We start from the raw sequence: 24845 nt of genomic DNA on the forward strand, positions 1-24845 counted from the left end.
ACCGCTTCCGCCACCAGCCGGTTGTCGCCGGTGAGCAGGACGGGTCGCAGGCCCAGGGCGCGCAGTTCGGCGATGGCTTCGGCGCTGGTGGGCTTGACGGCGTCGGCGACCTCCAGGACGGCCCGGGCCGTCCCGTCCCAGCCGACCGCGATCGCGGTCCGCCCGGCCCGCTCGGCCGCGGTTCCGGCGGCGGCCAGGGCGGGTGGCAGGGGAGCGTCGAGCAGGACGGCGCGGCCGGCCAGGACGGTGCGGCCGTCGACGGTGCCCTGCACGCCGAGGCCGGGCCGGTTGCGGAAGTCCTCGACGGGGGGCAGGTCGCCGAGGCGTTCCTGTGCGGCGGTGGCGACGGCTTGGGCGATGGGGTGTTCGGAGGCGTGTTCCAGGGCGCCGGCCAGCCGCAGCGCCTCGTTCTCGGTGGTGTCTTCGGTGGTGTGGACGGCGAGCAGGGTCATCCGGCCGGTGGTGACGGTGCCGGTCTTGTCGAGGACGACGGTGTCGGCCTTGCGGGTGTGCTCCAGTACTTCGGGGCCCTTGATCAGGATGCCGAGTTGGGCGCCGCGTCCGGTGCCGACCAGCAGGGCGGTGGGGGTGGCCAGGCCGAGGGCGCACGGGCAGGCGATGATCAGCACCGCCACGGCCGCGGTGAACGCCTCGGTGGGGCTGTCGGTGGCCAGCAGCCAGCCGACCAGGGTGCCCAGGGCGATCAGGATCACGGCGGGCACGAAGACGGCGGAGATCCGGTCGGCGAGGCGCTGGGCGGCGGCCTTGCCGTTCTGGGCGTCCTCCACCAGCTTGGCCATCCGGGCGAGTTGGGTGTCGGTGCCGATCCGGGTGGCTTCGACGACCAGTCGGCCGCCGGCGTTGACGGTCGCGCCGGTGACGCCGTCGCCCGGGGCGACCTCGACGGGGACGGATTCGCCGGTGAGCATCGAGGCGTCCACCGCGGAGTTTCCCTCGATGACGGTGCCGTCGGTGGCGATTTTCTCGCCGGGGCGGACCACGAACCGGTCTCCGACGGCCAGTTGTCCGACCGGCACCCGGGTCTCCCGGCCGTCGCGCAGCACGGTGACGTCCTTGGCACCGAGTTCGAGCAGGGCGTGCAGGGCGGCGCCGGCCCGGCGCTTGGCGCGGGCCTCCAGCCAGCGGCCGAGCAGGATCAGGGTGGTGACGGCGGCGGCGGTCTCCAGGTAGAGCGCTGAGGAGGCGTCGGCGCCGCCGACCGTGAAGGTGAAGGAGTGCCGCATGCCGGGCATCCCGGCGTCGCCCCAGAACAGTGCCCACACCGACCAGCCGAAGGCGGCCAGGGTGCCGAGCGAGACCAGGGTGTCCATGGTCGCGGCGCCGTGCCGGGCGTTGGTCCAGGCGGCCCGGTGGAAGGGCAGGCCGCCGTACACGACGACCGGGCCGGTGAGGGCGAACGCCAGCCACTGCCAGTTGTCGAACTGCAGGGCGGGGACCATCGAGAGCAGCACGACGGGGACGCTGAGCACGGCGCTGACCAGCAGCCGCGTCCGCAGCGGGTCGGGCTCCCGGGCCGGTTCCGCCGCGGGTTCGGGGGCGGCGGGCGGGGGCGGGGGCTCGGCGGTGTAGCCGGTCCGCTCCACGGTGGCGATCAGGTCGGCGACGCTGGTGCCGGGGCCGAACTCCACCCGGGCCTTTTCGGTCGCGTAGTTGACGCTGGCCGCGACGCCGTCCATCCGGTTGAGCTTCTTCTCGATCCGGGCGGCGCAGGACGCACAGGTCATGCCGCCGATGGACAGCTCGACGCTCTCGTGCGGGGTGGCCGCGGGGTCGGTGGTGGTGCTCATCAGCTGGTCCGCTTCGCTCGGTGCACGGAGGGAGGGGTGCGGGGGCGGCCCGGGCCGCCCCCGCGGGCGGGTCAGGAGGCCCGGCCGACCAGTTCGTAGCCGGCCTCGTCCACGGCGGCGGCGATCTGCTCGTCGCTGGGGACGGGTTCGGCGGTGACGGTGACGGTGCCGGCCGCGGCGTCGGCGGCGACCGCGGTGACGCCGGGCAGGGTCGAGACCTCGCCGTTGACGGCCTTCTCGCAGTGGCCGCAGGTCATCCCGGCGACGGTGTAGGTGACGGTGCTGGACATGGGGACCTCCAAGAACGCGCGCGGGCTGGGCCGGATGCGGTGCGCTGACAACAACCACAATACCCCCTGGGGGTATTCAGTCCAGGGGGTGGCGCGTTCCTGCGCGCGCGGTCCGCGGCCCGCCCCCGAGGGTAGTGCGCACCGGGCCGGGAACGGCAACGGCGGGCGGCACCGCGCCGGGCCGCCCGCCGTCGGTCATCCGAACGGTCAGGTCGCGGCGGGCGCCCGCTCCTCGCGGCGCACCAGCGTGCGCAGCCACAGCAGGCCCAGCAGCGAGACGACGACCAGGCCGAGGGTGTCGTACAGGGTGTACAGGTGCACCTGCCGCTGGGTGGGGTGCGGCAGGTAGCCGTTGGCGAACAGCTGTTCCTGCAGGTCGGTGGTGGTGGTGCGGACCACCAGCCAGACCGCGATGCCGTTCATGCTGTCCCACAGCGCGTGCAGCAGGGAGACGCCCAGGTAGGTGAGCAGCACCGGGGCGGTGAAGCGGAAGTGCGCGCCGCGGCGCTCGCGGAACAGCACGCCGCCGAGGATGCCGGTCCACAGGATGTGGCCGACCGGGGCGAGCAGGCCGCGCAGGATCTCGGTCTCCACCAGATCCTTGAGCGACAGGCCGTGGATGGTCAGCACCGCGTTGAACGCGTACCCGGCGCTCTCGAACGCGGCGAAGCCGGCGCCGACCGTGGCGCCCAGCACCAGGCCGTGCTTGAGGCCGCGGACCGGGATGCCGCGGGCCACCAGCACCAGCGCGAAGAGCTTCACCGCCTCCTCGATCAGGCCGACCCCGAGGTACATCCACACCGAGGGGGAGAGCAGGTAGGTCTCCAGCACCGAGGCGCCCAGCACGCCGATGATCCCGCCGACGCCGAAGCAGGCCAGGATCCGGCCCGGGCCGACGTCCGAGGCGAACCGCTCGTACGCCCAGACGGTGAAGGTGGCCGGGACCAGGAAGCTGCCGAGCAGCACGATCGTCGGCACCAGGTTGCTGTTGGAGGTGGCGAAGGTGACCAGCACGGTGGCCGCCCACAGGGCCAGGCCGGTCAGCAGGACCTTCAGCCAGTAGCGGGTGGGTTCGGCGCTGCCCCGGCGGGGCGGGGGTACGTTCCGGCGGCCGCTCGGGTTGCCGTAACTCGGGGGTGTCGTGCCGTAACCGGACATCCGGGAGCCCTTCCGTCGCCGCGTAGCCGTAGTGAACGTACGGTATGACAATTTGGGGTGATTGGCCTGCAATGTCGGAATTTCGCCCGGACGGAGCAGGGCCTCCGGACGTCCGATATGTTCGGAAGGTGCACCTTCGAGACGGGGACGGAGCACCGTCCGGCCGGACCGGCGGGCTGCCGCCCAGCAGGCAGCGCAACGCCCTGCTGGCGGCCGACCTGCAGGACCTGTCGCTGCTGCGCCGGGCCGGACCCGCGCTGGTCGCGATCGCCCTGGTCTCGGTCGCCGACTACCTGTCCGGACGGGACCGCTACCTGGCCCCGCTGATGGTCGTCGTCCCGTCGGTGGCCGCGCTCACCCTGCGGCCGCGCGAACTGCTCGCGGTCTGCTTCCTCGGCCTGATGGCCCTGTTCGGCCTCAGCCACTTCGACCAGGTCGTCGACTTCAGCGACAGCCGCTTCCTGTACGGGGCGATCGTCAGCTACGTCGCCGTCACCGCGCTCAGCGCCTGGATCGCCGAACTGCGGATGCGACGAGCCGCGGCCTTCGCGGCCGTCAGCTCGGTCGCGGAGGCCGCCCAGCGCGCACTGCTGCGCCAGCCCGAACCGGTGGTCGGGCCGCTGCGGCTGGCCGTGCGCTACGTCTCCGCCGCGGACGCCGGCCGGATCGGCGGCGACCTGTACTCCGTCCTGGACACCCCGTACGGCACCCGGGTGCTGGTCGGCGACGTCCGCGGCAAGGGGCTCGGGGCGGTGCAGACCGCCGCCGTGGTGCTCGGCGCGTTCCGGGAGGCCGCCTACGACGAGGAGCAGCTGCCCGCGGTGGCCGGGCGGATCGAGGCCAGCATGCGCCGGCACGTCCCCGACGGGGAGTTCACCACCGCGATGTTCGCCGGGTTCCGCGAGCCGGGCAGCGTCGACCTGCTGCACCTGGGCCACGTTCCGCCGCTGCGGGTGCACGCCGACGGCAGTGCCGAGGTGGTCGACTTCGCCGAACCCTGGGTGCCGCTCGGCCTCGGGCACCTGGTCTCCGGCCGGCCCCGCCCGACCGCCGTGCCGTTCGGCCCGCGGGACGTCCTGGTGCTGTGCACCGACGGCGTGGTCGAGGCCAAGGGCGCCCGCGGCGGCGAGTTCTACCCGCTGGCCGAACGCGCCGGACCGCTGGTGCGCGACGGCTGGCGCTCGCTCGCCGACCTCGACGCCGCCGTCGCCCGCCTGTACGCCGACCTGCTGGCCCACACCGGCGGCGAACTCGGCGACGACGCGCTGCTGCTGCTGGTCACCCGGCCCGGACCGGACGCGGCGGACTGAACGGGACGCTCACTTGGCGTCGCCGTAGCAGTCCACCACGGCGGTGGTCAGCGGGAAGCGCACCGGAGTGCCGCCGAAGACCAGCGCGGTGGCCTCCTCGGCGGCCTCCGCGACCGCCGCGGCCACCGCGTCCGACAGGTCGGCGGGGGTGTGCACCACCACCTCGTCGTGCTGGAAGAACACCAGGTGCGGCCGGTCGTCGCCGGAGCGCAGCGCGGCCAGCCGGCGGCGCAGCGCCGCGAGCAGCGCCAGCGCCCAGTCCGCGCCGCTGCCCTGGATCACGAAGTTGCGGGTGAACCGGCCCCGGGCGCGGGCCGAACGGCCGCCCGCCTCCCCGGCCTCCGGGGCCTCCGTCAGGTCCAGCCAGTCCGCCGAGGGCGGCGGGCAGACCCGGCCCAGCCGGGAGGAGACCACCCCGCCGTCCTCCCCGGTGCGGGCCGCCGCTTCCACGTACCCCATCGCCGCCGGGTAGCGGCGGCGCAGCGTGTGCAGCAGCGGGCCGATGCCGCCGCCGGTCTGGCCGTACATCGCGCCCAGCAGGCCCAGCTTCGCCTTCTCCCGGTCGCCCTGGAAGGCGCTCGCGGCCAGCGCCGCGTACAGGTCGCCGCCGGCCGCCGTCCGGGCCAGCCCGGCGTCGCCCGACAGCGCGGCCAGCACCCGCGGCTCCAGCTGCGCCGCGTCCGCGACCACCAGCAGCCAGCCCGGATCGGCCACCACCGCCCGGCGCATCGTGCGCGGGATCTGCAGCGCGCCGCCGCCGCGCGAGGCCCAGCGGCCGGTCACCACGCCGCCCACCACGTACTCCGGGCGGAACCGGCCGCCGCGCGCCCAGGCCGCCTGCCAGGCCCAGCCGTGCGCGGCGTGCAGCCGGGACAGCTCCTTGTAGCGGACCATCAGGGCCGCCGCCGGGTGGTCCACCGCCTTCAACTCCCAGGAGCGGGTCGAGGACAGCTGGACGCCGCGGTCCGCGAACGCCTTGATCACCTGGGTGTGCGAGTCCAGGTTGAACGGGCGGGCGCCCAGCGCCCGCTGCACCTCCAGCGCCAGCTCGGCGAGCTTCACCGGCTGGGTGCCCGGGATGGTCGGACGCGGGCCCAGCAGCTCGGTCAGCAGCGCGTCGTGCACGTCCGTGCGCCAGGGCAGCCCGTCGTGCGCCATCTCGCAGGCCAGCAGCGCGCCCGCCGACTCGGCCGCCACCAGCAGCCGCAACCGGGACCGGGCCGCCGGGTCGGCGATCGCCGCCAGCCGCCGCAGCTGCTCGGCGTGCACCGCGACGGTGGCCTCCAACTGGTCGGTGCCCGGCGGCAGTTGCAGCCGGTCCGGAGCGAACAGGCCGTCCTCGTCGGGCAGCGCGCCCTCCGGCAGGTCGGTCGGCACCGGCAGGGCGCGCAACCGCGCCCAGGCCGCGCCCAGCGAACGCGGCGCCCCGAACCGGCCCTCCCGGCCCAGCAGCAGCGCCTCGGTCAGCCGCAGGTCGTGGCAGCGCGCCAGCCGCTCGGGCAGCGCGGCCAGCAGCGGCCCGTACGCGGCGTCCGCCGTCGGCCACACCCAGCGCGGGGCGTGCGCGGCCTCCACCGCGGCCACCGCCTCGGCCAGCCGCGGCGCGGGCTCGGGCGGGCCCAGCGGCGCGCCCTCCTCGTCGAGCGGCTGCAGCCGGCCGCCGGGGCCGTGCGGATCGGGCACCAGGGCGTAGCGCACGGGCGACGGCTCCTCTCGGGGACGGGACAGGACGGAACGGGACGGGGGCCAGGGCTGGTTCGGGTACGTGTTCGGGCGTACGGGCAGGACCTGTCGACGGTAGCCGGTGGCGGTGACAAGCGGCGCCACGACGCGGGCGGCGGGGGTGCGGCGACGGCTGACGGCGCCTCACCGCCGGGGGCGGCGCGCGGGCGGCGGCGACGGGCGGCGGCTTGACGTGACAGTGTTCCGCCACGGCCCGGTGGCCCGTAATGTCGCCGTTATGAGCGACAACCCCTTCTTCGCGCCCAGCACCCTGGTGTACGAGCTCCCGCCCTTCGCCGAGATCCGGGAAGAGCACTACCGCCCCGCCTTCGACCGGGGCACGGCCGACCAGCTCGCCGAGGCCGCCGCGATCGCCGCGAACCCCGAGCCACCGACCTTCGAGAACACCGTGGTGGCGCTGGAGCGTTCGGGAGCGGTGCTGCGCCGGGTGACGGCGGCCTTCTTCAACCAGGACTCCTCCGACACCACCCCCGGCATCCAGGAACTCGACGCCGAGATCAGCCCCCTGCTGGCCGCCCACGCCGACGCGATCCACCTCGACGCCGCGCTGTTCGCCCGCCTCGACGCCCTGCACGCGGCCCGCCACGAGCTGGGCCTGGACGCCGAGTCGCTGCGCCTGCTGGAACGCCGGCACACCGCCTTCGTCCGGGCCGGCGCCCGGCTCGACGCCGACGGCCAGCGGCGGCTGCGCGAGATCAACGCCGAACTCGCCGCCGACGCCGCCGCGTTCCGCAAGAACACGCACGACGCCTCGCTGGCCGGCGCGGTCGCCGTGGACAGCGCCGCCGCCCTCGACGGCCTGTCCGCCACCGCGGTCGCCGCCGCCGCCGAGAACGCCCGCGCGCTCGGCCAGGACGGCCGCTGGGTGCTCAGCCTGAAGAACTTCTCCAACCAGAGCGAACTCGCCGCCCTCACCGACCGCGCCCTGCGCGAGCGCCTGCTCACCGCCTCGCTCCGCCGCGGCCTGGACACCAACGGCCCGCTCGCCGCCCGGATGGCCGCGCTGCGCGCCGAACGCGCCGCCCTGCTCGGCCACCCCAGCCACGCCTCGTACGTGGTCGCCGACGAGACCGCCGGCACCGTCGAGGCGGTGAGCGCCATGCTCGGTCGGCTGGTCGCCCCCGCCGTCGCCAACGCCGAGCGCGAGGCCGCCGACCTGGCCGCCGCCGCGGCCGCCGACGGCATCGCCGAACTCGCCGCCCACGACTGGGCGTTCTACGCCGAGAAGGTGCGCGCCGAACGCTACGAGGTGGACACCGCGGCGCTGCGGCCCTACTTCGAACTGGAGCGGGTGCTGCGCGACGGCGTCTTCCACGCCGCGCACCTCGCCTACGGGCTGACCTTCACCGAGCGGCCCGACCTGACCGCGTACCACCCCGACGCCCGGGTCTTCGAGGTGTTCGACGCGGACGGCTCGGCGCTGGGCCTGTTCATCGGGGACTTCCACGCCCGCGAGTCCAAGCGCGGCGGCGCCTGGATGAACGAACTCGTCCCGCAGTCCCGGCTGCTGGGCACCCGCCCGGTCGTCGTCAACAACCTCAACATCGCGCGCCCGGCACCCGGCGAGGCCGCGCTGCTCAGCTGGGACGAGGTGCGCACCCTGTTCCACGAGTTCGGGCACGCGCTGCACGGCCTGTTCTCGGACGTCCACTACCCGTCCTTCGCCGGGACCGAGGTGCCGCGCGACTTCGTCGAGTTCCCGTCCCAGGTCAACGAGATGTGGATGACCCGGCCCGAGGTGCTCGCCCACTACGCCCGGCACCACGTCACCGGGGAGCCGCTGGACGCCGCCGTGGTGGAGCGGATGCTCGCCGCCGAGAACTACGGGCAGGGCTTCCGGACCGTCGAGTACCTGGCCGCGGCGCTGCTCGACTGGGCCTGGCACACCCGGACGGCCGCGGACCCGGTGGTCGCCGACCCGGAGGAGTTCGAGGCGCGGGCGCTCGCCGGGGCGGGCATCGCCCTCGCGGCGGTGCCGCCGCGCTACCGCACCGGGTACTTCAACCACGTGTTCTCGAACGGGTACAGCGCCGGGTACTACGCGTACATCTGGTCCGAGGTGCTGGACGCCGAGACGGTGGAGTGGTTCGGCGCGCACGGGCGCGGCGTGCGGGAGAGCGGGCAGCTGTTCCGGGAGCGGCTGCTGTCCCGGGGCGGCAGCCGGGACGCGCTGGAGTGCGTGCGGGACGTGCTGGGGCGGGAGCCGGAGATCGGGCCGCTGCTGGCGCGGCGCGGGCTGGAGTAGGCCGGCCGCCCGCGCGGTTCCCCACGCCCCCGGCGGGGCGCGCCCGCGCGGGGGGCGCGGGGGCGGGAGGAACGACGGGGACGGGCGGGGTCAGACCTCCGGGGCGGCCAGCATCGGCGGCAGGTCGGCGGCCGCGGAGAGCCGGCCCCACAGCAGGTCGGCGAGGGCCTGCACCATCCGGGCGCGCGGGCAGGGGCGGGTCTCCAGCCACCAGTCGCCGGCGGCCAGCACCATGCCGGTGATCGAGCGCCCCCAGGTCTCGGAGAGCAGCGGGCCGTCCTGGCCGAGGTCGATCTGCTGCTGGATGGCGCGGGTGATCTCCTCGGCGATCTGCCGCAGCGCGGGCGCCAGCGCGTTGCCCACGCCGGTGGGGTCGCCGGGCTCGGGGTGGGTGAGCAGCCGGTACACCTGCGGGCGGGACTCGATCGCGGCCAGGTAGACGTCCAGCACGTGCTCGACCCGGTCGCGGCGCTCCAGCGGCTCGTTCAGGGCCGAGCGGACGGCGGCCAGCAGCCCGGCGGTGTGGCGCTCGGTCAGCGCGCCGATCAGGCCGTTCCGGTCGCCGAAGTGCCGGTACAGGATGGGCTTGGTGATGCCGGCCTCGGCGGCGATCGCGTTCATGCTCGCGCTCGGGCCCTCGCGCTGGACGACCCGGTCGGCGGCGTTGAGCAGTTGTTCGCGGCGGGGTTCGGTGGTCATGCGCTGCTCCTCGTGCGGGCGGGTATGCGGCTCGGCGGGCGTTGACACCGGTTACCTATCGGTAGCAGACTCGCCGCCATGTTACCGGAGGTAACAGCACAGTGGCGCGGACCCGCCGGCCCGCACCCCCGTCTCCTGGAGGCCGACATGACCACCTTCTCGCTCGACCCCGGGCCGGACCAGATCGCCGTCCGCGACTGGCTGCACGGCTTCGCCGCCGACGTCATCCGCCCCGCCGCCGCGGAGTGGGACGAGCGCGAGGAGACCCCCTGGCCGATCATCCAGGAGGCCGCCAAGCTGGGCATCTACTCCCTCGACTTCTACGCCCAGCAGTTCTTCGACCCCTCCGGCGTCGGCATCCCGATCGCCATGGAGGAGCTGTTCTGGGGCGACGCCGGCATCGGCCTCGCCATCACCGGCACCACGCTGGCCGCCGTCGCCGTCCTCGCCAACGGCACCGACGAGCAGATCGGCACCTGGGCCCCGCAGATGTTCGGCACCCCCGAGGACGTCAAGGTCGCAGCGTTCTGCTCCTCCGAACCCGACGCCGGCTCCGACGTCTCCGCGCTGCGCACCCGCGCCGTCTACGACGAGGCCAAGGACGAGTGGGTGCTCAACGGCACCAAGACCTGGGCCACCAACGGCGGCATCGCGCACGTCCACGTCGTGGTCGCCACCGTCGACCCCGAACTCGGCTCCCGCGGCCAGGCGTCCTTCATCGTCCCGCCCGGCACCAAGGGCCTCAGCCAGGGCCAGAAGTTCAAGAAGCACGGCATCCGCGCCTCGCACACCGCCGAGGTCGTCCTCGACGGCGTCCGGGTCCCCGGCCACTGCCTGCTCGGCGGCAAGGAGAAGCTCGACGCCCGCCTCGCCCGGGCCCGCGAGGGCACCAGGGGCGGCGGGAAGAACGCCGCCATGGCCACCTTCGAAGCCTCCCGCCCCGCCGTCGGCGCCCAGGCCATCGGCATCGCCCGGGCCGCCTACGAGGTCGCCCTCGACTACGCCGGGACCCGCGTCCAGTTCGGGAAGCCGATCATCGAGAACCAGGGCGTCGCCTTCCAGCTCGCCGACATGAAGACCCGGATCGACGCCGCCCGGCTGCTGGTCTGGCGCGCCTCCTGGATGGCCGTCAACAACAAGCCGTTCACCAGCGCCGAGGGCTCGATGTCCAAGCTGTACGCCGGGGAGACCGCCAAGTACGTCACCGCGCAGGCCATGCAGATCCTCGGCGGCAACGGCTACACCCGCGAGTACCCGGTCGAGCGGATGCACCGCGACAGCGCCATCTACACCGTCTTCGAGGGCACCAGCGAGATCCAGCGGCTGGTCATCGCCCGGGCGATCTCGGGCGCGCCGATCCGCTGACGGTCCGCCCGGGCCCCGCCGGCCCCGCCGGCGCCCCGGCGGCCCTCAGAACCGGGGTTCGCGGCGCTCCAGGAAGGCCGCCAGGCCCTCCCGGACGTCCGGCGCCGTCCGGGAGGCGCGCTCCCACGGCGCCAGCGCCGCCGCCGCGTCCGCCGGGGCGACCGACAGCGCCGCCTTCACCGCGCCGATCGTCTGCGCCGAACGGCGGGCCAGCAGCGCGGCGAACTCCCGGACCCGGGCGTCCAACCCGGCGGACGGCAGCACCTCGTCCAGCAGGCCGAACCGCTCCGCCCGGTCCGCGGACAGCAACTCGCCGGAGAACAGCAGGTACTTGGCCCGGGCCGGGCCCACCAGCGCGGCCAGCCGCAGCGTCGGCACCGCCGGGTACACCACGCCCAGCTTTGCCGGGGTGATGCCCAGCCGGGCGTCCTCGGCGGCCAGCCGCAGGTCGCAGGCCAGCGCCAACTGGCAGCCCCCGCCCACGCAGGCGCCCCGGACCGCCGCCAGCGTCGGGCGCGGGAACGCCGCCAGCGCCTCCTCCGCGGCCACGTTCAGCGCGTGGTAGGCGTCGGCGGCCGCCGGGTCCGCGTACACCCCGGCCAGTTCGGCGATGTCCGCGCCCGCCGAGAACGCGCCGCCCGCGCCGGTCAGCACCAGCGCCCGGACGTCCGGGCGCTCCGCCAGCGACGCCAGCACCCCGGGCAGCGCCCGCCACATCGCGCCGGTCACCGCGTTGCGCCGCTCCGGGCGCTCCAGCAGCAGCACCGCCACCCGGTCCGGGCCCACCCAGCAGCGCAGGCCCGGCGTACCGGTGGGCAGTTCGGCGTCGCCCGGGCCCGGGCGGTCGAGCGGGTGGGCGGTGCGCGCGGGCATGACGGGCCTCTCGGGGGACGGCGGGTGCCGCCCCAGGCTCCCACGCGGGCCCGCGCCGGGCGACGTGACCCGCGTCAACCCCCTCCGCTACGCCGCGCGGGCCGCCCGCCACTCCGGGGCCAGCATCGACCAGACCTCCAAGTCCAGCCGGACGCCCAGGTGTTCGGTGTGCTTGCGGAGCGTGCCGTCCAGCGTCATGCCCAGCCGCTCGGCGACCGCCCGGCTGCGCAGGTTGACCGTGCTGTTCCACCACTCGGCGCGGTACAGGCCGCGCTCCAGCAGCGCGTAGTCCAGCAGGTGGCGGGCGGCCGCGGTGACCAGGCCGCGGCCCCGGGCGGCCGGCTCGGTCCACACGCCGATCTCGCACACCCCGCCCGGGGCGTCGAAGCTGACGAACATCACGCCGCCGACCAGGGTGCCCGCCAGCCAGATGCCGTGGATCCGGCCGGTGTCCGCGGCCTGCTTGTCGGCGAACTTCCGCAGCGTCGCCCGGGCGGACTCCAGGTCGGTGCTGCGGGTGGCCCACGGGATCCACGGGTCGACCCCGGCCCGGGCGCGGTCCATGTGCGCCAGGAACTCCCCGGCCTGCCACGGTTCCAGCGGGCGCAGCTCGGCGTCCTCGGCGAGCGCTACGGCGTACATGGTCGGCGTCCCTTCGGGTCACGGGGGCGCACCACGGGGCGCGCCCCCGGGTACGTAACAAACGTTTGGTAGGTACCCTAGCGCGCATGACTCCACCCGCCAGGGGCGACCACGAAGCCCGCCGCCGCGACGTCTCGGAAGCCGTCGGGCGGGTCCTCGCCGAACGCGGCTTCGGCGGCCTGACGCTGCGCGCGGTGGCCGCCGAACTCGGCGCCTCCACCGGCCTGCTCACCCACTACTTCCCCAGCAAGCGGGCCCTGGTCGCGCACGCGCTGGAGGTCCTCGACCGGCAGGCCGCCGGACGCCACCGGCCCGCCACCGAGGCCGCCGGCGCCGCCCGCGGCCTGGTCGCGCTGCGCGCCGCCCTGCTCGACGTCCTCCCGCTGGACGCCGCGGGCGCCGCCGGGAACCGGATCTGGGTCGGCTCCTGGGACGCCGCCCTCGGCGACGCCGAACTCACCGCCGGCCACGCCGAGCGCTACCGCCGGGCCCGCCGCGGGATGGCCGAACTCTGCGCCCAGGCCCAGGAACTCGGCGAACTCCCGGCCCGCCGCCCGGCCGGCGACCTCGCCGCGCTGGCCCAGTCCTTCGTCCTCGGGCTGGTGGTGCAGGCGCTGTTCGCCCCGGAGGAGTTCCCGCCGGAGCGCCAACGCGCGCTGCTGGACGGGTTCCTGGCGGACCTGGCGACGGGACGGGAGTAGCCGCGCGCGGGGCGGCGGGCCGCCGGCGCGGGGGCCGGGGGTGGTGGGCGGAGGACCGCCGCGTACGGTGGGGGAGTGCTCACCCTGCGGCGTCGGGGCCGGTCGGGCCGTGTGGGCGCCCCCAGCAGGATTCGAACCTGCGACCTACCGCTTAGAAGGCGGGTGCTCTATCCGCTGAGCTATGGGGGCCGGGGTGTGACGTCGGCCCGCTTGCCGGGCCTGGGCCGGGACGAGATGTTCCGGGACAGGATACGGGTGTTCAGTTCCGCCACCTGGACTTCGAAGACCGGACCGGGGTGTGTCGGTCTCCGCGGGGCGGTCCGATAATCGCAGGTAGTGCCGTGGAGTGCAGCGGTCTACCGGCCCTCGGTGCGGGACGTTGTGCAGTCGTTACGGGGCTGCAACCCCACCCGTTATGGATTCGGCGGGCAATCGCCCGGGCGGCCCGCGGGTGGGGGCGCGTTTAGGGGTTCCATCGGTCGGATGACATGGACGGGGCGAGCCCGGGGCCACCCGTTCGTGGGTCCGGGGGCGGGTCGGGTGCGGGCCGGGGGTGGGCCGGGGTGGCTGCCGGATGTGGTGGCCGGGTGTGGTCGCCGGGTGTGCGCGCGGCACCGGAGGGGCGGCGGGCGCCGGGCGGCGCGGCGCGGGGGCGGCCAGGATTTTGTCGTGAGCACGGCACTTGAATGGTCGATTTCCGACCGGAAACGCAGTGAATTCACTCGGGAGAGCGACTGCGGTTTTCCACAGGCCGGAGTTTTCCACAGCGGCGCGGAAGGTGCTGGTGCGGATTTCCCGGAAGGCGGAGGATCCTTTCGCGGCGGAGATTCCGCCGGGAAAGACCGCCGGTCACCGCGGCCGGGGACGGAGGAAGCGGAATGGACGAGGCTCTGGTGACGATGGTCGGTAACGCCGCGTCGGGCGTGACGTACCGGGAGACGGCGGGTGGGGTGTCGGTGGCCAACTTCCGGTTCGCCGCGCGGGAGCGGCGCTACGACCGCGAGCGCGGCGACTGGACGGACGGCGCGACGACCTGGGTGACGGTGGTGGCCTGGCGGCGGCTCGCGGTCAACGTGGTCAGTTCGGTGAGCAAGGGTGATCCGCTGCTGGTGAGCGGGCGGTTGAGGGTGCGCGAGTGGGAACAGGAGGGCAGCCGGCGGGTGGAGGTGGAGATCGACGCCCGCTCGGTCGGCCACGACCTCGCCCGCGGGACGTCCGCCTTCCGGCGCGGCCTGGAGGCCAACCCGGCTCAGTCGCAGGAGGGTTCGGGCGTGGACGGTCGTTCGGGCGGGCGCCCGGAGGGCCGTCCGGAGGGCCGTTCGGAGGGCCGGGAGTCGGTGGCGGGCGGGCCGAGGGAGGTGGGACTGGTGGGGGAGGCGGTTCCGGACTGGATCGTGGCGGCGGTCGCGGCCCGGCGCCGGGCGGAGGAGGCCGGGACGGGCGGGGCGGGCGGGGCGACCGGGGAGGGAGGTGCAGATGTGGCGCAGGAGGTTCTGAACTGACCGAATCGAGGTACTTCTTGGGCCGGTGAGTGCAATCATGATTGCTGCGGCGGCGCCCCGTGGCTTTATGTCGACACATCAACTGACCTGGACGATCAGCTCTTTGATAACGGAACGGCCACGATATCGTCCTGATTCGCTACGGCCCTGGAGCGGCGGGGCCGCCCTCATAGGATGCGTCGGGTCCACACACGTGCAGCGGCGCCACAGGGGGTGCCGCTTTGCCGGGGCGGGTTGCCGATGGCATGTCGCCGCCCGAAGGGATCCCACATGTTCCACAAGCAGGGGCGGGCCGTTTCCCGCATCGTTGCTGTCATGCTCGCGTCCGGTCTGACGGTCGGATCGGGCCTGCTCGCGACCGGTGCGGCCGCCGCGGCCGGTAGCACCTCGGGCGTGACGGCGAAGCTGAAGCCCGGGCTGCGCTTCAACGAGCGGATCCAGTACGAGGACCGTCCGGGCCACATGAACTCCGCTCCGGCCGGCCTGTTCGAGCTCGCCGTCGACAACAACGGCGGCACGCTGCAGGTCTACTGCATCGACCTGCTCAACCACACCTTGCCGGACGCCACTTACCGCGAGACCGACTGGGCCTCCAGCTCGCTGCAGAGCAAGCCCAAGGCCGGCCCGCGCATCACCTGGATACTCCAGCACTCCTTCCCGAGCGTCGGCGTCAAGGACCTCGCCAAGAACTCCGGCGTCAAGGGCCTCACCGAGGACGACGCCGCCGCCGCCACCCAGGTCGCCATCTGGCACTTCTCCGACCCGACGGTGAAGACCAAGCAGGACGACAAGGAGGCCACCGCGCTCACCGCCTGGCTGATCGACCAGGCCGAGAAGAACGGCGACGCCGCCGAGCCCAAGCCGACCCTCAGCCTCAACCCGGCCTCGGTGGCGGGCAAGAGCGGCGACCTGGTCGGCCCGATCACCGTCTCCGCGGGCGGCGGCGCGGCCGACGTCTCGGTCGCCCTCGACAAGGACGGCACCGACGCCGGCGTCACCCTGGTCGACAAGGACGGCACCCCGGTCAAGACCGCCCACAACGGCGACCAGCTGTTCGCGAAGGTCCCGGCCGGTGCGGTGGCGGGCAACTCCACCGTCACCGCCTCCGCCAGCGCCACCATCGGCCTCGGCCGGGCGTTCGTCGGCGACGACAAGGGCGAGCACAGCCAGACGCTGATCCTGGCCGGCAGCGGCAAGGTCAAGGTCGACGCCGGCGCCAAGGTCGCCTGGGCGCCCAAGGGCGCGATCCCGACCGCCACCGCCAAGGTCGACTGCGCCCAGGGCGCCGTGGTCATCACCGCCGGCAACAAGGGCGACCAGGACTGGACCTTCACCGTCGGCGGCAAGACCGTCACCGTGAAGCCCGGTGCGAGCACCGACGTCACCCTGCCGGTCGAGGAGGACGCCGAGTACAAGTTCACCGTCACCGGCCCCGGCGAGTTCTCGCAGACCTTCGAGGGCGTGCTGAACTGCAAGACCGACAGCCACACCGTGCCGCCGACCGACACCGCCTCCCCGTCGGCCTCGGTCTCCGCCTCCGCCCCCGCCTCCGTCCCGGCCTCCCCGGCCCCGTCGGCCAGCCCGACCGGCCCTGAGCTGGCCTCCACCGGTGGCGGCATGGGCACCGGCCTGACCGCCGCCATGGCGGCCGTGCTGGTCGCCGCCGGCGGTGCCGCGGTCTACGGCCTGCGCCGTCGCGGCCGCCACAGCCGGGCCTCCTGAACGACCAGCTGAACCCCTCCGCCCGGCCCCCGCGCCGGGCGGACGGGAACGGCCCCGCCTCCCGGGACAGGGAGGCGGGGCCGTTCGCGTACCGGGCCGCCCGCAGCCGCGGCCCGGGGGCCGCACACCGGGGGCCCGGAATGTCGGGGCGTTCGGGACGGCTCCGCCCATGGGCCGACCGGCGAACGGAGGGCGGCGTCGCGTGCCGACGGCTGTCGCCCGGACGGCTTCTCCTCGGTCGCCGTGGCTCCGCCACGGCTCCCTCGTCGGCACCGCCCGGACTCGGCCCTCGACCCGCTCCTTCTCCCACCCTCCAATCGCCGGTCGTTCTTACGGCACAATGGAAGGCTGCAAGCCGATTACTCACGACGACGCCGGAGCGATCCCAACGTGGCGGAATACATCTACACCATGCGCAAGGTGCGCAAGGCACACGGCGACAAGGTCATCCTTGACGACGTGACGCTCAGCTTCCTCCCCGGGGCGAAGATCGGCGTCGTCGGCCCCAACGGCGCCGGTAAGTCGACCGTGCTGCGGATGATGGCGGGCTTCGACCAGCCCTCCAACGGCGACGCCTTCCTCTCGCCGGGCTTCACCGTCGGCATGCTCCAGCAGGAGCCCCCGCTCGACGAGTCCAAGACGGTCCTGGAGAACGTCCAGGACGGCGTCAAGGAGATCAAGACCAAGCTCGACCGGTTCAACGAGATCGCCGAGCTGATGGCGACCGACTACTCCGACGAGCTGCTCGCCGAGATGGGCACCCTCCAGGAGGACCTGGACCACGCCAACGCCTGGGACCTCGACGTCCAGCTGGAGCAGGCCATGGACGCGCTGGGCTGCCCGCCCGGCGACTGGCCGGTCACCAAGCTCTCCGGCGGCGAGAAGCGCCGCGTCGCGCTGTGCAAGCTGCTGCTAGAGCAGCCCGACCTGCTGCTGCTCGACGAGCCCACCAACCACCTGGACGCCGAGTCGGTGAACTGGCTGGAGCAGCACCTGGAGAAGTACCCCGGAACCGTCGTCGCCGTCACCCACGACCGGTACTTCCTGGACAACGTCGCCGAGTGGATCCTCGAACTCGACCGCGGCCGCGCCTACCCGTACGAGGGCAACTACTCCACCTACCTGGAGACCAAGCAGACCCGTCTCAAGGTCGAGGGCCAGAAGGACGCCAAGCGCGCCAAGCGGCTCAGGGAAGAGCTGGAGTGGGTCCGCTCCAACGCCAAGGGCCGCCAGGCCAAGTCCAAGGCCCGCCTCGCCCGCTACGAGGAGATGGCGGCCGAGGCCGACAAGATGCGGAAGCTGGACTTCGAGGAGATCCAGATCCCGCCGGGCCCGCGCCTGGGCAGCGTCGTCATCGAGGTCGACGACCTGCACAAGTCCTTCGGCGAGAAGGTCCTGATCGACGGCCTCAGCTTCACCCTGCCGCGCAACGGCATCGTCGGCGTGATCGGCCCCAACGGCGCCGGCAAGACCACCCTGTTCAAGATGCTCCAGGACCTGGAGACCCCGGACAGCGGCACGGTCAAGGTCGGCGAGACCGTCAAGATCAGCTACGTCGACCAGACCCGCTCCAACATCGACCCGAAGAAGACCCTGTGGGAGGTCGTCTCCGACGGCCTCGACTGGATCAACGTCGGCCAGGTCGAGATGCCCTCCCGGGCCTACGTGTCCGCGTTCGGCTTCAAGGGCCCGGACCAGCAGAAGCCGGCCGGTGTGCTCTCCGGCGGTGAGCGCAACCGCCTCAACCTGGCGCTCACCCTCAAGCAGGGCGGCAACCTGCTGCTCCTCGACGAGCCGACCAACGACCTCGACGTCGAGACGCTGTCCTCGCTGGAGAACGCGCTGCTGGAGTTCCCCGGCTGCGCCGTGGTCATCTCCCACGACCGCTGGTTCCTGGACCGGGTGGCCACCCACATCCTCGCCTACGAGGGCGAGAGCAAGTGGTTCTGGTTCGAGGGCAACTTCGAGTCCTACGAGAAGAACAAGATCGAGCGCCTCGGCGCCGACGCGGCCCGCCCGCACCGCGCCAGCTACAAGAAGCTGACCCGCGACTGACCCCCGAAGGTCGCAGTGCCGGCCCGGCAGCACGCCCCCGCGGGCGGGCTGCCGGGCCGCTGCCCGTAGGCTGCCAGTAGGTACCCACGGGTACGAATGGAGTTTTGAGGAGAACGCCGTGGCCCGCCACATCTACGCCTGCCCCCTGCGGTGGTCCGACATGGACGCCTTCGGACACGTCAACAACGTGGTCTTCCTGCGCTACCTGGAGGAGGCCCGGATCGACTTCATGTTCACCCAGGCCGCCGAGGCCGGGGCCGGGGAGTTCGCGGGCGGCTCGGTGGTGGCGCGGCACGAGATCGACTACAAGCGGCCGCTGGTGCACCGCCCCGCGCCGGTCACCATCGAGACCTGGGTGACGAAGATCGGCGGCGCCTCGCTGACCGTCTGCTACGAGATCAAGGACGTCGCCGAGGACGGCACCGAGACGGTGTACGTCACCGCCTCCACCGTGGTCGTCCCCTACGACCTCGCCGAGGCCCGGCCGCGCCGGATCAGCCCCGTCGAGCGGGAGTTCCTGAGCCGGTTCACCGACGAGCAGCCGGCCGGCTGCGCCGCCTGACCGGGCCCCGCGCACCGCGGACCCCACGCCGACCTCCGCCGCCGACCGCCGCCGCGCCGATGAAACGAGCTGAACCCCGGTGACCGTGCAGACCCGACTCGACCTCGCCGACCAGCGCGAGGGCGCCGACCTGGCCGCCTTCCTCGGCCGGCTGCTGCGCTACGACCGGGCCGCGGCGGTCCGGCTGCAGGCCGTGCCGGGGCCGGACGGCGGGGTGCTGGCCGTGTTCGGGCGGCTGCCGCTCGGCGAGTCCGCCGTCCTGGTGGTGCGCACCGTGCGGCTGACCGGGCCGGTCGCGGCCGCCGACCTGACCGTCTCCGCCGGGCAACTGCTGGAGTCCGTGGACGAGTCGGGCGCCGCGCTCGGGCTGCCCGCCCCGGTCACCGGCCCGTCCTGGGCCGGGCTGCTCCCGCCGCGCTCCGGCTGGCGGCCGGTCGGGCGGCCCCCCGTCGACCGGGTGGTCGGCGAAGTGCGCTCCGCCGTCGAGGAGTTCAAGCGCCGGGTCGCCGAGGTGCCGGAGCACCACCGCAGTCGGCAGGCGATCGACGCGGTCGCCGACGAGATCTGGTCCCGGCCGCTGGGCGCCGCCGCCGACCTGCCGTTGCGGGCCGCGCACGCCGCCCACACGATCGGGTTCCTGCGGCCCGGCGCCCCGCTCGCCGCGTACCGGGCCGGGGCCTGGCTGCGGTTGGACGCGCCCGCCGGGTCCGTCCTGCTGCGCACGGCGGCCGCGCCCGGCGCGGGCCTGGGCCTCAGCCCGCTGCGCTGAGCCGGCTGCGCCGTGGTGAGCTTGATCCGGGGATCTCGGAGGATCGCGTTCACGTACCAAGGTCCGCCAGGGCTTTGGCAGGGGAACGCCCTGCTGATTCGGGTGGGTCCGGCGGAAGAGCCGGGTCGGCCCACGGTGCCTGCGCCCGTTCCGAGGGCGAGGCGGCTTCACTCGCTGCCGGCTCGGGAGAAGCGCCAGGGGCGAAGCGGCCGCACCCCGGTCGCGACGGTCGGCGCCGCAGCACGGGCGAGGACGACTCCGTCACCCTGGTCGGCGGCGTTCACGGACCGGTCAGGGTGATGATCGTGCTGGCCCGGGGCGGCCTGGACACCCGTCTCTCCCACCGCCCGCCACGACATACGCGCCTTCCGCTCACCTCCCGCCGAGCCCGAGCGGCCATGTTCTCGACGCGCCATACCTGACGGCCAGGCGCGGGCGGGACGGCAATTCGGACTTGTCTGTCCAAAACTTAGATTTCGCCTGTCGTCCCTTATTTTGAAGTTGCTCGAAATCGGCCAGTATCGTGGCCGATTCAACCCCGATGGGTTGTGCGTATTCAATCCTAATCGTAGGATCGCCTCGCGGGGATGGGGTGGGGGCTGGGGCGGGAGTGAAGACGGCCTCGGTATCCGTCTGCCCGGTTCCCTTGACGGGTCGGAATTCGAATTTACCAGCAGGGGGTAATTGTGTCGGTCGAGCGCAGCGGGAAGCGCATCAGCCGCAGTGTCGGAATCGTGATGGGAATAGCCGCCGCTGCGGTGGTCATCCCGGTGGGTGGTGCCTCGGCGGGCACTCCCTACTCGGGGGACACCATCCGCAACCTCAACAGCGGGCTCTGTCTGGAGATCGCCGACTGGGGGACCAACGACGGCGCGATCGCCCGGCAGTGGTCCTGCACCGGAGGGGCCAACCAGACGTGGATACAGTCCGGGGGCACGCTCAAGAACGCCTACAGCGGTAAGTGTCTGGAGATCGCCGACTGGGGGACCAATGACGGCGCGATCGCCCGGCAGTGGTCCTGCACCGGAGGGGCCAACCAGACGTGGCATTTCGGTAACCGTGCCAACCCTAATTCCGGCTACGACTCCCTCATGCCGTGGGTGGCCAGCAATGCGAACGGCAATAAGTGCCTGGAGATCGCGGACTGGAGCAAGGACAACGGCGCGATTGCCCGGCAGTGGTCCTGCACCAGCGGTTGGAACCAGGCTTGGGGCTGGGGATCCGCCCCTATTTGGTAACAGGTAAACCGTCGCTCCGTCCGGAACGGTGAACGTCGGGCCGGGAATTCCGCTCACGAAGTGGAGCGGTCGCGGCCGCTGCCGGACCCGCGTCAGTGCCGAGGGGTGGGGCACCCGTTCACGGCGGTGCCGACCGCCGCTCGCGCGGATGGTCCACCGCGTCCCCGGCCCGGTGAGCGAGGCGATCGCACTCGTGCCCACCAGGACCGATATGACAACGGTCACCGGGGCGCCGGGCTGGGCCCGCCGTGGGGCCGGGGCCTCAGCCCGCGGTGTTGATCATCGAGGCGGCGGCGTACGTCATGTAGCTCCACAGCTCGTGGTCGGCCTCGGCGGGCAGCGCCAGCTCGTCCAGGGCGGCGCGCATGTGCTTCAGCCAGGCGTCGTGCGCGGCCCGGTCGACGGTGAACGGGGCGTGCCGCATCCGCAGCCGGGGGTGGCCGCGGCGCTCGCTGTAGGTGCGCGGGCCGCCCCAGTACTGCATCAGGAACAGTGCGAAGCGCTCCTCGGCCGGGCCGAGGTCCTCCTCCGGGTACATCGGGCGGAGCAGTTCGTCCTGGGCGACACCCCGGTAGAAGAGGTGGACCAGCCTGCGGAAGGTCGCCTCGCCGCCGACCTGGTCGTAGAAGGTCTCCTCGGGTGCGGTGGTGGTCTCTCGCCCGGTGTCAGTCACCCGTCCATGGTCGCAGACGCCGACGGGGGCCGTACACCGGGACTTCCGGCGTACGACCCCCGTCCCGGGGCGGTCGGCGGCTACACGTCGTCCCAGTTGAAGAAGCGCCACGCGACGGCGCACAGCACCGCGGTGAAGCCCAGCAGGATGCCCATCGCGGGCAGTGCCTCGGCGAGGCCGCCGCCCTGGCTGAGCACCGACTTCGCCGGGACGATCAGGTAGCGCAGCGGCAGGGCCCGGGAGACGTCCTGCAGCCAGTTCGGGGCGAAGTCCAGCGGGATGAAGGCGCCGCCGAGGAAGGACATCGGCAGGATGATCAGCTGGTTCATGCCGTTCGCCGACTCCTCGGTCTTCGCCAGCGAACCGGTGACCAGGCCGATCGACATGAACGCCACGGTGGCGCAGACCACCAGCGGGACCACCAGCCACCAGTTGCCGGTGAGTTTGAGCCCGAAGTAGTCGAGCTGCGCGACCATCAGGAACAGCGCGGTCTGGGCGAGCGCGACCAGCACGCTGACCAGCACCCGGGCGCCGACGATGGTGCCCGCCGAGATGGGCGCCAGCCGCAGGCGGCGCAGCACCCGGCTCTTGCGCCAGGTGACCAGGGTGAAGGAGGCGCCGTAGACCGCGCCCATGGCGACCGCGTAGGCGAGCAGGCCCGGGGTGAGGTACTGGATCGGCTTGGTGGAGTCGTCCTCGACCTTGGCGGCGTCCAGGGCGTACTTCGGGGTGACGTTCGCGGCCGCCTGGTTGGCGTTCTGCACCACCGAGTTGACGATGCCCTGCACGGTGCCGGACTTCACCTGGTCGGCCTGGCTGAAGCGGAGCACCAGGGTGCCGTCCGGCTTCTGCAGGACCAGGCCGTCCAGGTCGCCCTTCTTGACCTTGGTGAGGGCGTCCTCCTCGCTCAGGCCGGTGGTGATCTCCAGCGCGTCCAACGCGCCCCCGGCCTGGGCGCGGGCGTCGTCCAGCACCTTGACCTGGCCGACCTCGGCGACCTTGACGTGGGTGCTGCCGCCGCCCTTGTAGAGGACGCCGAACAGCAGCAGGAACATCAGCGGCAGCGCGAGGGTGAAGAACAGGGTGCCCTTGTCGCGGACGAACCCCAGCAGCATCACCCGGGACAGGCCGACGAAGGCGTTGGCCTTCTCCGCGCCCTCGGGGGCCGGGGCCGGGGCCGGGGCGGCGGGCCGTTCGGTGGCGGTCATGCCCGGTACTCCCGTCCGGTCAGCTGGAGGAAGACGTCCTCCAGGGTGGCGCCGCGGACCTCCAGGCCGCGCAGCGCGTTCTGCTCGGCCAGCACGGACAGCACCGGGCCGGGCTCGACGGTGGAGAGCGCCAGCGTGACGCCGTCGTCCTCCAGGCCGGAGAACACCGCGCCCGCGGCGGTGAGCAGTTCACGGGCCCGGTCCCGGGACAGCAGCCCGGACTCGATCCGGACCCGGACGGTGTCGTCGATCTCGCGGACCAGCGCGGCGGGGGCGCCGGTCTTCAGCACCTTGCCGTGGTCCATCACCGAGACGCGGTCGCAGAGCACCTCGGCCTCGTCCAGGTAGTGCGTGGTGAGGACCACCGTGCGGCCCTCGCCGTTGATGTCGCGCAGCAGGTCCCACAGGTTGCGGCGGGCCTGCGGGTCGAGGCCGGTGGTCGGCTCGTCCAGGAACACCAGCTCCGGGTCGTGCACCAGCGCGCAGGCGATGGACAGGCGCTGGGCCTGGCCGCCGGACATCTTGGTGGTCAGCACCGCCGCGGACTCGGTCAGGCCGACCCGCTCCAGCATCGCGTCGGCCGCCCGGGCGCCGATGCCGTAGAAGGAGGCGAAGGTGCGGATGGTCTCGCGCGCGGTCAGCTTGGCGAAGAAGGCGGACGCCTGGAACTGCACGCCCATCCGCGGCAGCAGCTTCGGGTTGCGCGGCCACGGCGCCAGGCCGAGGATCTCCACCCGCCCCTCGTCGGCCTCCCGGATCCCCTCCAGGATCTCCAAGGTGGTGGTCTTGCCGGCCCCGTTCGGTCCGAGCAGACCGTAGAACTCGCCAGTCGCGACGGAGAGTGACACCCCGTCGACGGCCTGGACATCCCCGTACCGCTTCCGGATCCCGTCCGCGGTTATTGCTTCACTCATGGGCCGAGCCTAGGGGCACCGACCACTCCCCTAGGCACTTTTGTGCGAAAGTTGAGCGTTCTGCGACCGCCCGGTGGACGGGACCGGCCCGCGGCGGGGGAGTCGGACTCCCCGCCGCGGGCCGGTGGTGACTGAGCGTCAACTGCCGTGGCGTCAGGCCAGGTGCACCGTGATGGTGGTCCAGGCGCCGACGTGGATCCGGTCGCCGTCGTTCAGCGGGATCGCGGTGTGCGGCGGCAGGGTGTCGGCGCCGCCGTTCATCGTGGTGCCGTTGGTGGAGTCCTGGTCGACCACCACCCAGCTGCCGTCCGGCTGTTCGGCCAGCAGGGCGTGGTGGTGCGAGGCGCCCGGGTCCTCCGGGGAGACCGACAGGTCGATCTCCGGTACGGTGCCGCGCTGCTGGCTGCGCCGGCCGATCCGCAGCTGGCCGCGGCCGGTCAGCTGGATCCGCCGCTCGGAGGTGTACTGCGGGAAGTACAGCCCCGCCGCCTCCGGGCCGCTGCGGGTCATCATGTCGGTGAAGTACTCGTGGTCGGGCGCCACCACGGCGAACCAGGTGGCGCGCTGCTGCTGCGGCGCGGCCCCGGGCTGCTGCCCGGGCGGGGAGAGCCGGAACGACGTCCCCGAGTCGGGGCCCGGCTGCGCCGGCCGGCCCGCCGGGGGCGCGGACGGCTCGGGGTACACCGGGCCGGTGCGCTCGTAGTCGATGTCCGGGAACCCCGCCGCCGGGGGCTTGTCGAAGGCCGGCGCGGGCGGGGCGGCCGGCGCGGCCTGCGCCGCCGGGTAACCGGGCTGGCCGGGGCGCCCGGGCTGGCCGGGCTGGCCGTACGGCGACTGCGGCTGCTGGTGCTGCTCGTACGGCGGCCGCGGCTGCTCGTACGGGGACTGCGGCGCGTGCGGCTGCTGCGGCTGCTCGTACGGGGGCCGCTGCTGGTGCTGCTGGTGCTGCTCGTACGGCGACTGCGGCGGACGCTGCTCGTACGGCGGCGGGGCCGGGGGCTCGAACGCGGACGGCGCGGCCGGGGGCGTGGCGGCGGGCGGCGGGAAACCGTAGCCCGGCTGCTGCTGCTGCTGCTGCGGCTGCGGCTGCGGCTGCGGAGGCCGCTGGGCCTGCGGGGGCGCGGGCGGCGGCTGGTGGCCCGGCACGGCGCCCGGCGGGCGGGCGGAGGTGGCCAGGTTGTAGTCGTAGCCGCACTCCTCGCAGTACCGGCCGGTCTGCGGGCTGCGGCAGATCGGGCAGGTGACCAGCCCGGTGGTGGGCGGGGGCGGCGGCGGAGCGCCGTACGGGCCGGGGGCGCCGGGCGCGCCGGGTGCACCCGCGGCGGGCCCGGTGGGCGTGCCGGCGGGCGGGGTCGGGGTGCGGCGCGG

Annotated in this window: 21 protein-coding genes and 1 tRNA gene; 10 read left to right on the top strand and 12 right to left on the bottom strand. The window is 73.7% G+C overall.

Annotated elements, in window-relative coordinates; genetic code table 11:
• The 3 genes from ACWEO5_RS30315 to ACWEO5_RS30325 form a co-directional block, all read right to left on the bottom strand.
• The coding region (locus tag ACWEO5_RS30315; RefSeq protein WP_452165380.1) for a heavy metal translocating P-type ATPase at nucleotides 1-1808 on the bottom strand (1808 nt) is incomplete at its 3' end.
• Nucleotides 1809-1879: 71 nt separating this feature from the next.
• On the bottom strand, nucleotides 1880-2098 hold the full coding sequence (locus ACWEO5_RS30320) for a heavy-metal-associated domain-containing protein (protein ID WP_344558667.1): 219 nt from the start codon (nucleotides 2096-2098) through the stop codon (nucleotides 1880-1882).
• A 207-nt stretch (nucleotides 2099-2305) separates the two neighbouring features.
• On the bottom strand, nucleotides 2306-3256 hold the full coding sequence (locus ACWEO5_RS30325) for a PrsW family intramembrane metalloprotease (RefSeq protein ID WP_452165381.1): 951 nt from the start codon (nucleotides 3254-3256) through the stop codon (nucleotides 2306-2308).
• A gap of 128 nt (nucleotides 3257-3384) precedes the next feature.
• On the opposite strand from ACWEO5_RS30325, the gene ACWEO5_RS30330 reads away from it, so the two are divergent.
• Nucleotides 3385-4566 carry a PP2C family protein-serine/threonine phosphatase gene (locus ACWEO5_RS30330; RefSeq protein ID WP_452165382.1) on the top strand — a complete coding sequence of 394 codons (1182 nt, stop codon included), beginning with the start codon at nucleotides 3385-3387 and terminating at the stop codon, nucleotides 4564-4566.
• 9 nt (nucleotides 4567-4575) lie between these two features.
• Here ACWEO5_RS30330 and ACWEO5_RS30335 read toward each other — a convergent pair whose 3' ends face one another.
• Complete coding sequence (locus ACWEO5_RS30335) at nucleotides 4576-6264, bottom strand: bifunctional 3'-5' exonuclease/DNA polymerase (RefSeq protein ID WP_452165383.1); 1689 nt, start codon at nucleotides 6262-6264, stop codon at nucleotides 4576-4578.
• A 262-nt stretch (nucleotides 6265-6526) separates the two neighbouring features.
• Between ACWEO5_RS30335 and ACWEO5_RS30340 the strand changes: the two genes are divergently transcribed.
• Nucleotides 6527-8554 carry a M3 family metallopeptidase gene (locus ACWEO5_RS30340; protein ID WP_452165384.1) on the top strand — a complete coding sequence of 676 codons (2028 nt, stop codon included), beginning with the start codon at nucleotides 6527-6529 and terminating at the stop codon, nucleotides 8552-8554.
• Nucleotides 8555-8644: 90 nt separating this feature from the next.
• Here the strand turns inward: ACWEO5_RS30340 and ACWEO5_RS30345 are convergent, their stop codons facing one another.
• A complete protein-coding gene (locus tag ACWEO5_RS30345; RefSeq protein WP_452165385.1) occupies nucleotides 8645-9253 on the bottom strand; it encodes a TetR family transcriptional regulator in 609 nt (202 codons plus the stop codon).
• Nucleotides 9254-9400: 147 nt separating this feature from the next.
• Here ACWEO5_RS30345 and ACWEO5_RS30350 point away from each other — a divergent pair, with 147 nt between their 5' ends.
• The gene (locus ACWEO5_RS30350; RefSeq protein ID WP_452165386.1) at nucleotides 9401-10618 is read left to right on the top strand and encodes an acyl-CoA dehydrogenase family protein; all 1218 of its coding nucleotides are present in this window, start codon (nucleotides 9401-9403) and stop codon (nucleotides 10616-10618) included.
• A 45-nt stretch (nucleotides 10619-10663) separates the two neighbouring features.
• Here the strand turns inward: ACWEO5_RS30350 and ACWEO5_RS30355 are convergent, their stop codons facing one another.
• Nucleotides 10664-11491, bottom strand: a complete 828-nt coding sequence (locus tag ACWEO5_RS30355) for an enoyl-CoA hydratase/isomerase family protein (protein WP_452165387.1) — start codon at nucleotides 11489-11491, stop codon at nucleotides 10664-10666.
• An 87-nt stretch (nucleotides 11492-11578) separates the two neighbouring features.
• Nucleotides 11579-12133 (bottom strand): GNAT family N-acetyltransferase, encoded by a 555-nt coding sequence (locus ACWEO5_RS30360; protein WP_452165388.1) that lies wholly within the window; start codon nucleotides 12131-12133, stop codon nucleotides 11579-11581.
• Between the two features lie 86 nt (nucleotides 12134-12219).
• Between ACWEO5_RS30360 and ACWEO5_RS30365 the strand changes: the two genes are divergently transcribed.
• The gene (locus tag ACWEO5_RS30365; RefSeq protein WP_452165389.1) at nucleotides 12220-12834 is read left to right on the top strand and encodes a TetR/AcrR family transcriptional regulator; all 615 of its coding nucleotides are present in this window, start codon (nucleotides 12220-12222) and stop codon (nucleotides 12832-12834) included.
• Nucleotides 12835-12950: 116 nt separating this feature from the next.
• Here the strand turns inward: ACWEO5_RS30365 and ACWEO5_RS30370 are convergent.
• Nucleotides 12951-13023 (bottom strand) — tRNA-Arg (locus tag ACWEO5_RS30370).
• A gap of 689 nt (nucleotides 13024-13712) precedes the next feature.
• Here ACWEO5_RS30370 and ACWEO5_RS30375 point away from each other — a divergent pair.
• The 6 genes from ACWEO5_RS30375 to ACWEO5_RS30400 all read left to right on the top strand — a co-directional run bounded on the left by ACWEO5_RS30375 (nucleotide 13713) and on the right by ACWEO5_RS30400 (nucleotide 20682).
• Complete coding sequence (locus tag ACWEO5_RS30375; protein ID WP_452165390.1) at nucleotides 13713-14336, top strand: single-stranded DNA-binding protein; 624 nt, start codon at nucleotides 13713-13715, stop codon at nucleotides 14334-14336.
• Between the two features lie 315 nt (nucleotides 14337-14651).
• Nucleotides 14652-16058, top strand: a complete 1407-nt coding sequence (locus ACWEO5_RS30380) for a Cys-Gln thioester bond-forming surface protein (RefSeq protein WP_452165391.1) — start codon at nucleotides 14652-14654, stop codon at nucleotides 16056-16058.
• A gap of 390 nt (nucleotides 16059-16448) precedes the next feature.
• Complete coding sequence (gene ettA, locus ACWEO5_RS30385) at nucleotides 16449-18113, top strand: energy-dependent translational throttle protein EttA (protein WP_344558691.1); 1665 nt, start codon at nucleotides 16449-16451, stop codon at nucleotides 18111-18113.
• Between the two features lie 118 nt (nucleotides 18114-18231).
• Nucleotides 18232-18675, top strand: coding sequence for an acyl-CoA thioesterase (locus tag ACWEO5_RS30390; protein WP_344558693.1), 444 nt, complete (start codon nucleotides 18232-18234; stop codon nucleotides 18673-18675).
• Between the two features lie 79 nt (nucleotides 18676-18754).
• Complete coding sequence (locus ACWEO5_RS30395; RefSeq protein ID WP_452165392.1) at nucleotides 18755-19444, top strand: hypothetical protein; 690 nt, start codon at nucleotides 18755-18757, stop codon at nucleotides 19442-19444.
• 686 nt (nucleotides 19445-20130) lie between these two features.
• A complete protein-coding gene (locus tag ACWEO5_RS30400) occupies nucleotides 20131-20682 on the top strand; it encodes an RICIN domain-containing protein (RefSeq protein WP_452165393.1) in 552 nt (183 codons plus the stop codon).
• Between the two features lie 262 nt (nucleotides 20683-20944).
• Here ACWEO5_RS30400 and ACWEO5_RS30405 read toward each other — a convergent pair whose 3' ends face one another.
• The 4 genes from ACWEO5_RS30405 to ACWEO5_RS30420 all read right to left on the bottom strand — a co-directional run.
• Entirely contained in the window at nucleotides 20945-21355 is a 411-nt protein-coding gene (locus tag ACWEO5_RS30405; RefSeq protein ID WP_452165394.1) for a globin, read from the bottom strand.
• 80 nt (nucleotides 21356-21435) lie between these two features.
• A complete protein-coding gene (locus tag ACWEO5_RS30410) occupies nucleotides 21436-22563 on the bottom strand; it encodes an ABC transporter permease (RefSeq protein ID WP_452165395.1) in 1128 nt (375 codons plus the stop codon).
• Entirely contained in the window at nucleotides 22560-23477 is a 918-nt protein-coding gene (locus tag ACWEO5_RS30415) for an ABC transporter ATP-binding protein (protein WP_344558699.1), read from the bottom strand. The genes ACWEO5_RS30410 and ACWEO5_RS30415 overlap by 4 nt, the downstream gene beginning before the upstream one ends.
• Before the next feature lie 153 nt (nucleotides 23478-23630).
• Nucleotides 23631-24845, bottom strand: a 1215-nt coding sequence (locus ACWEO5_RS30420) for an FHA domain-containing protein (protein WP_452165396.1), incomplete at its 5' end; no start/stop codon positions are given.

This window comes from Kitasatospora sp. NPDC004272 (assembly GCF_053603035.1).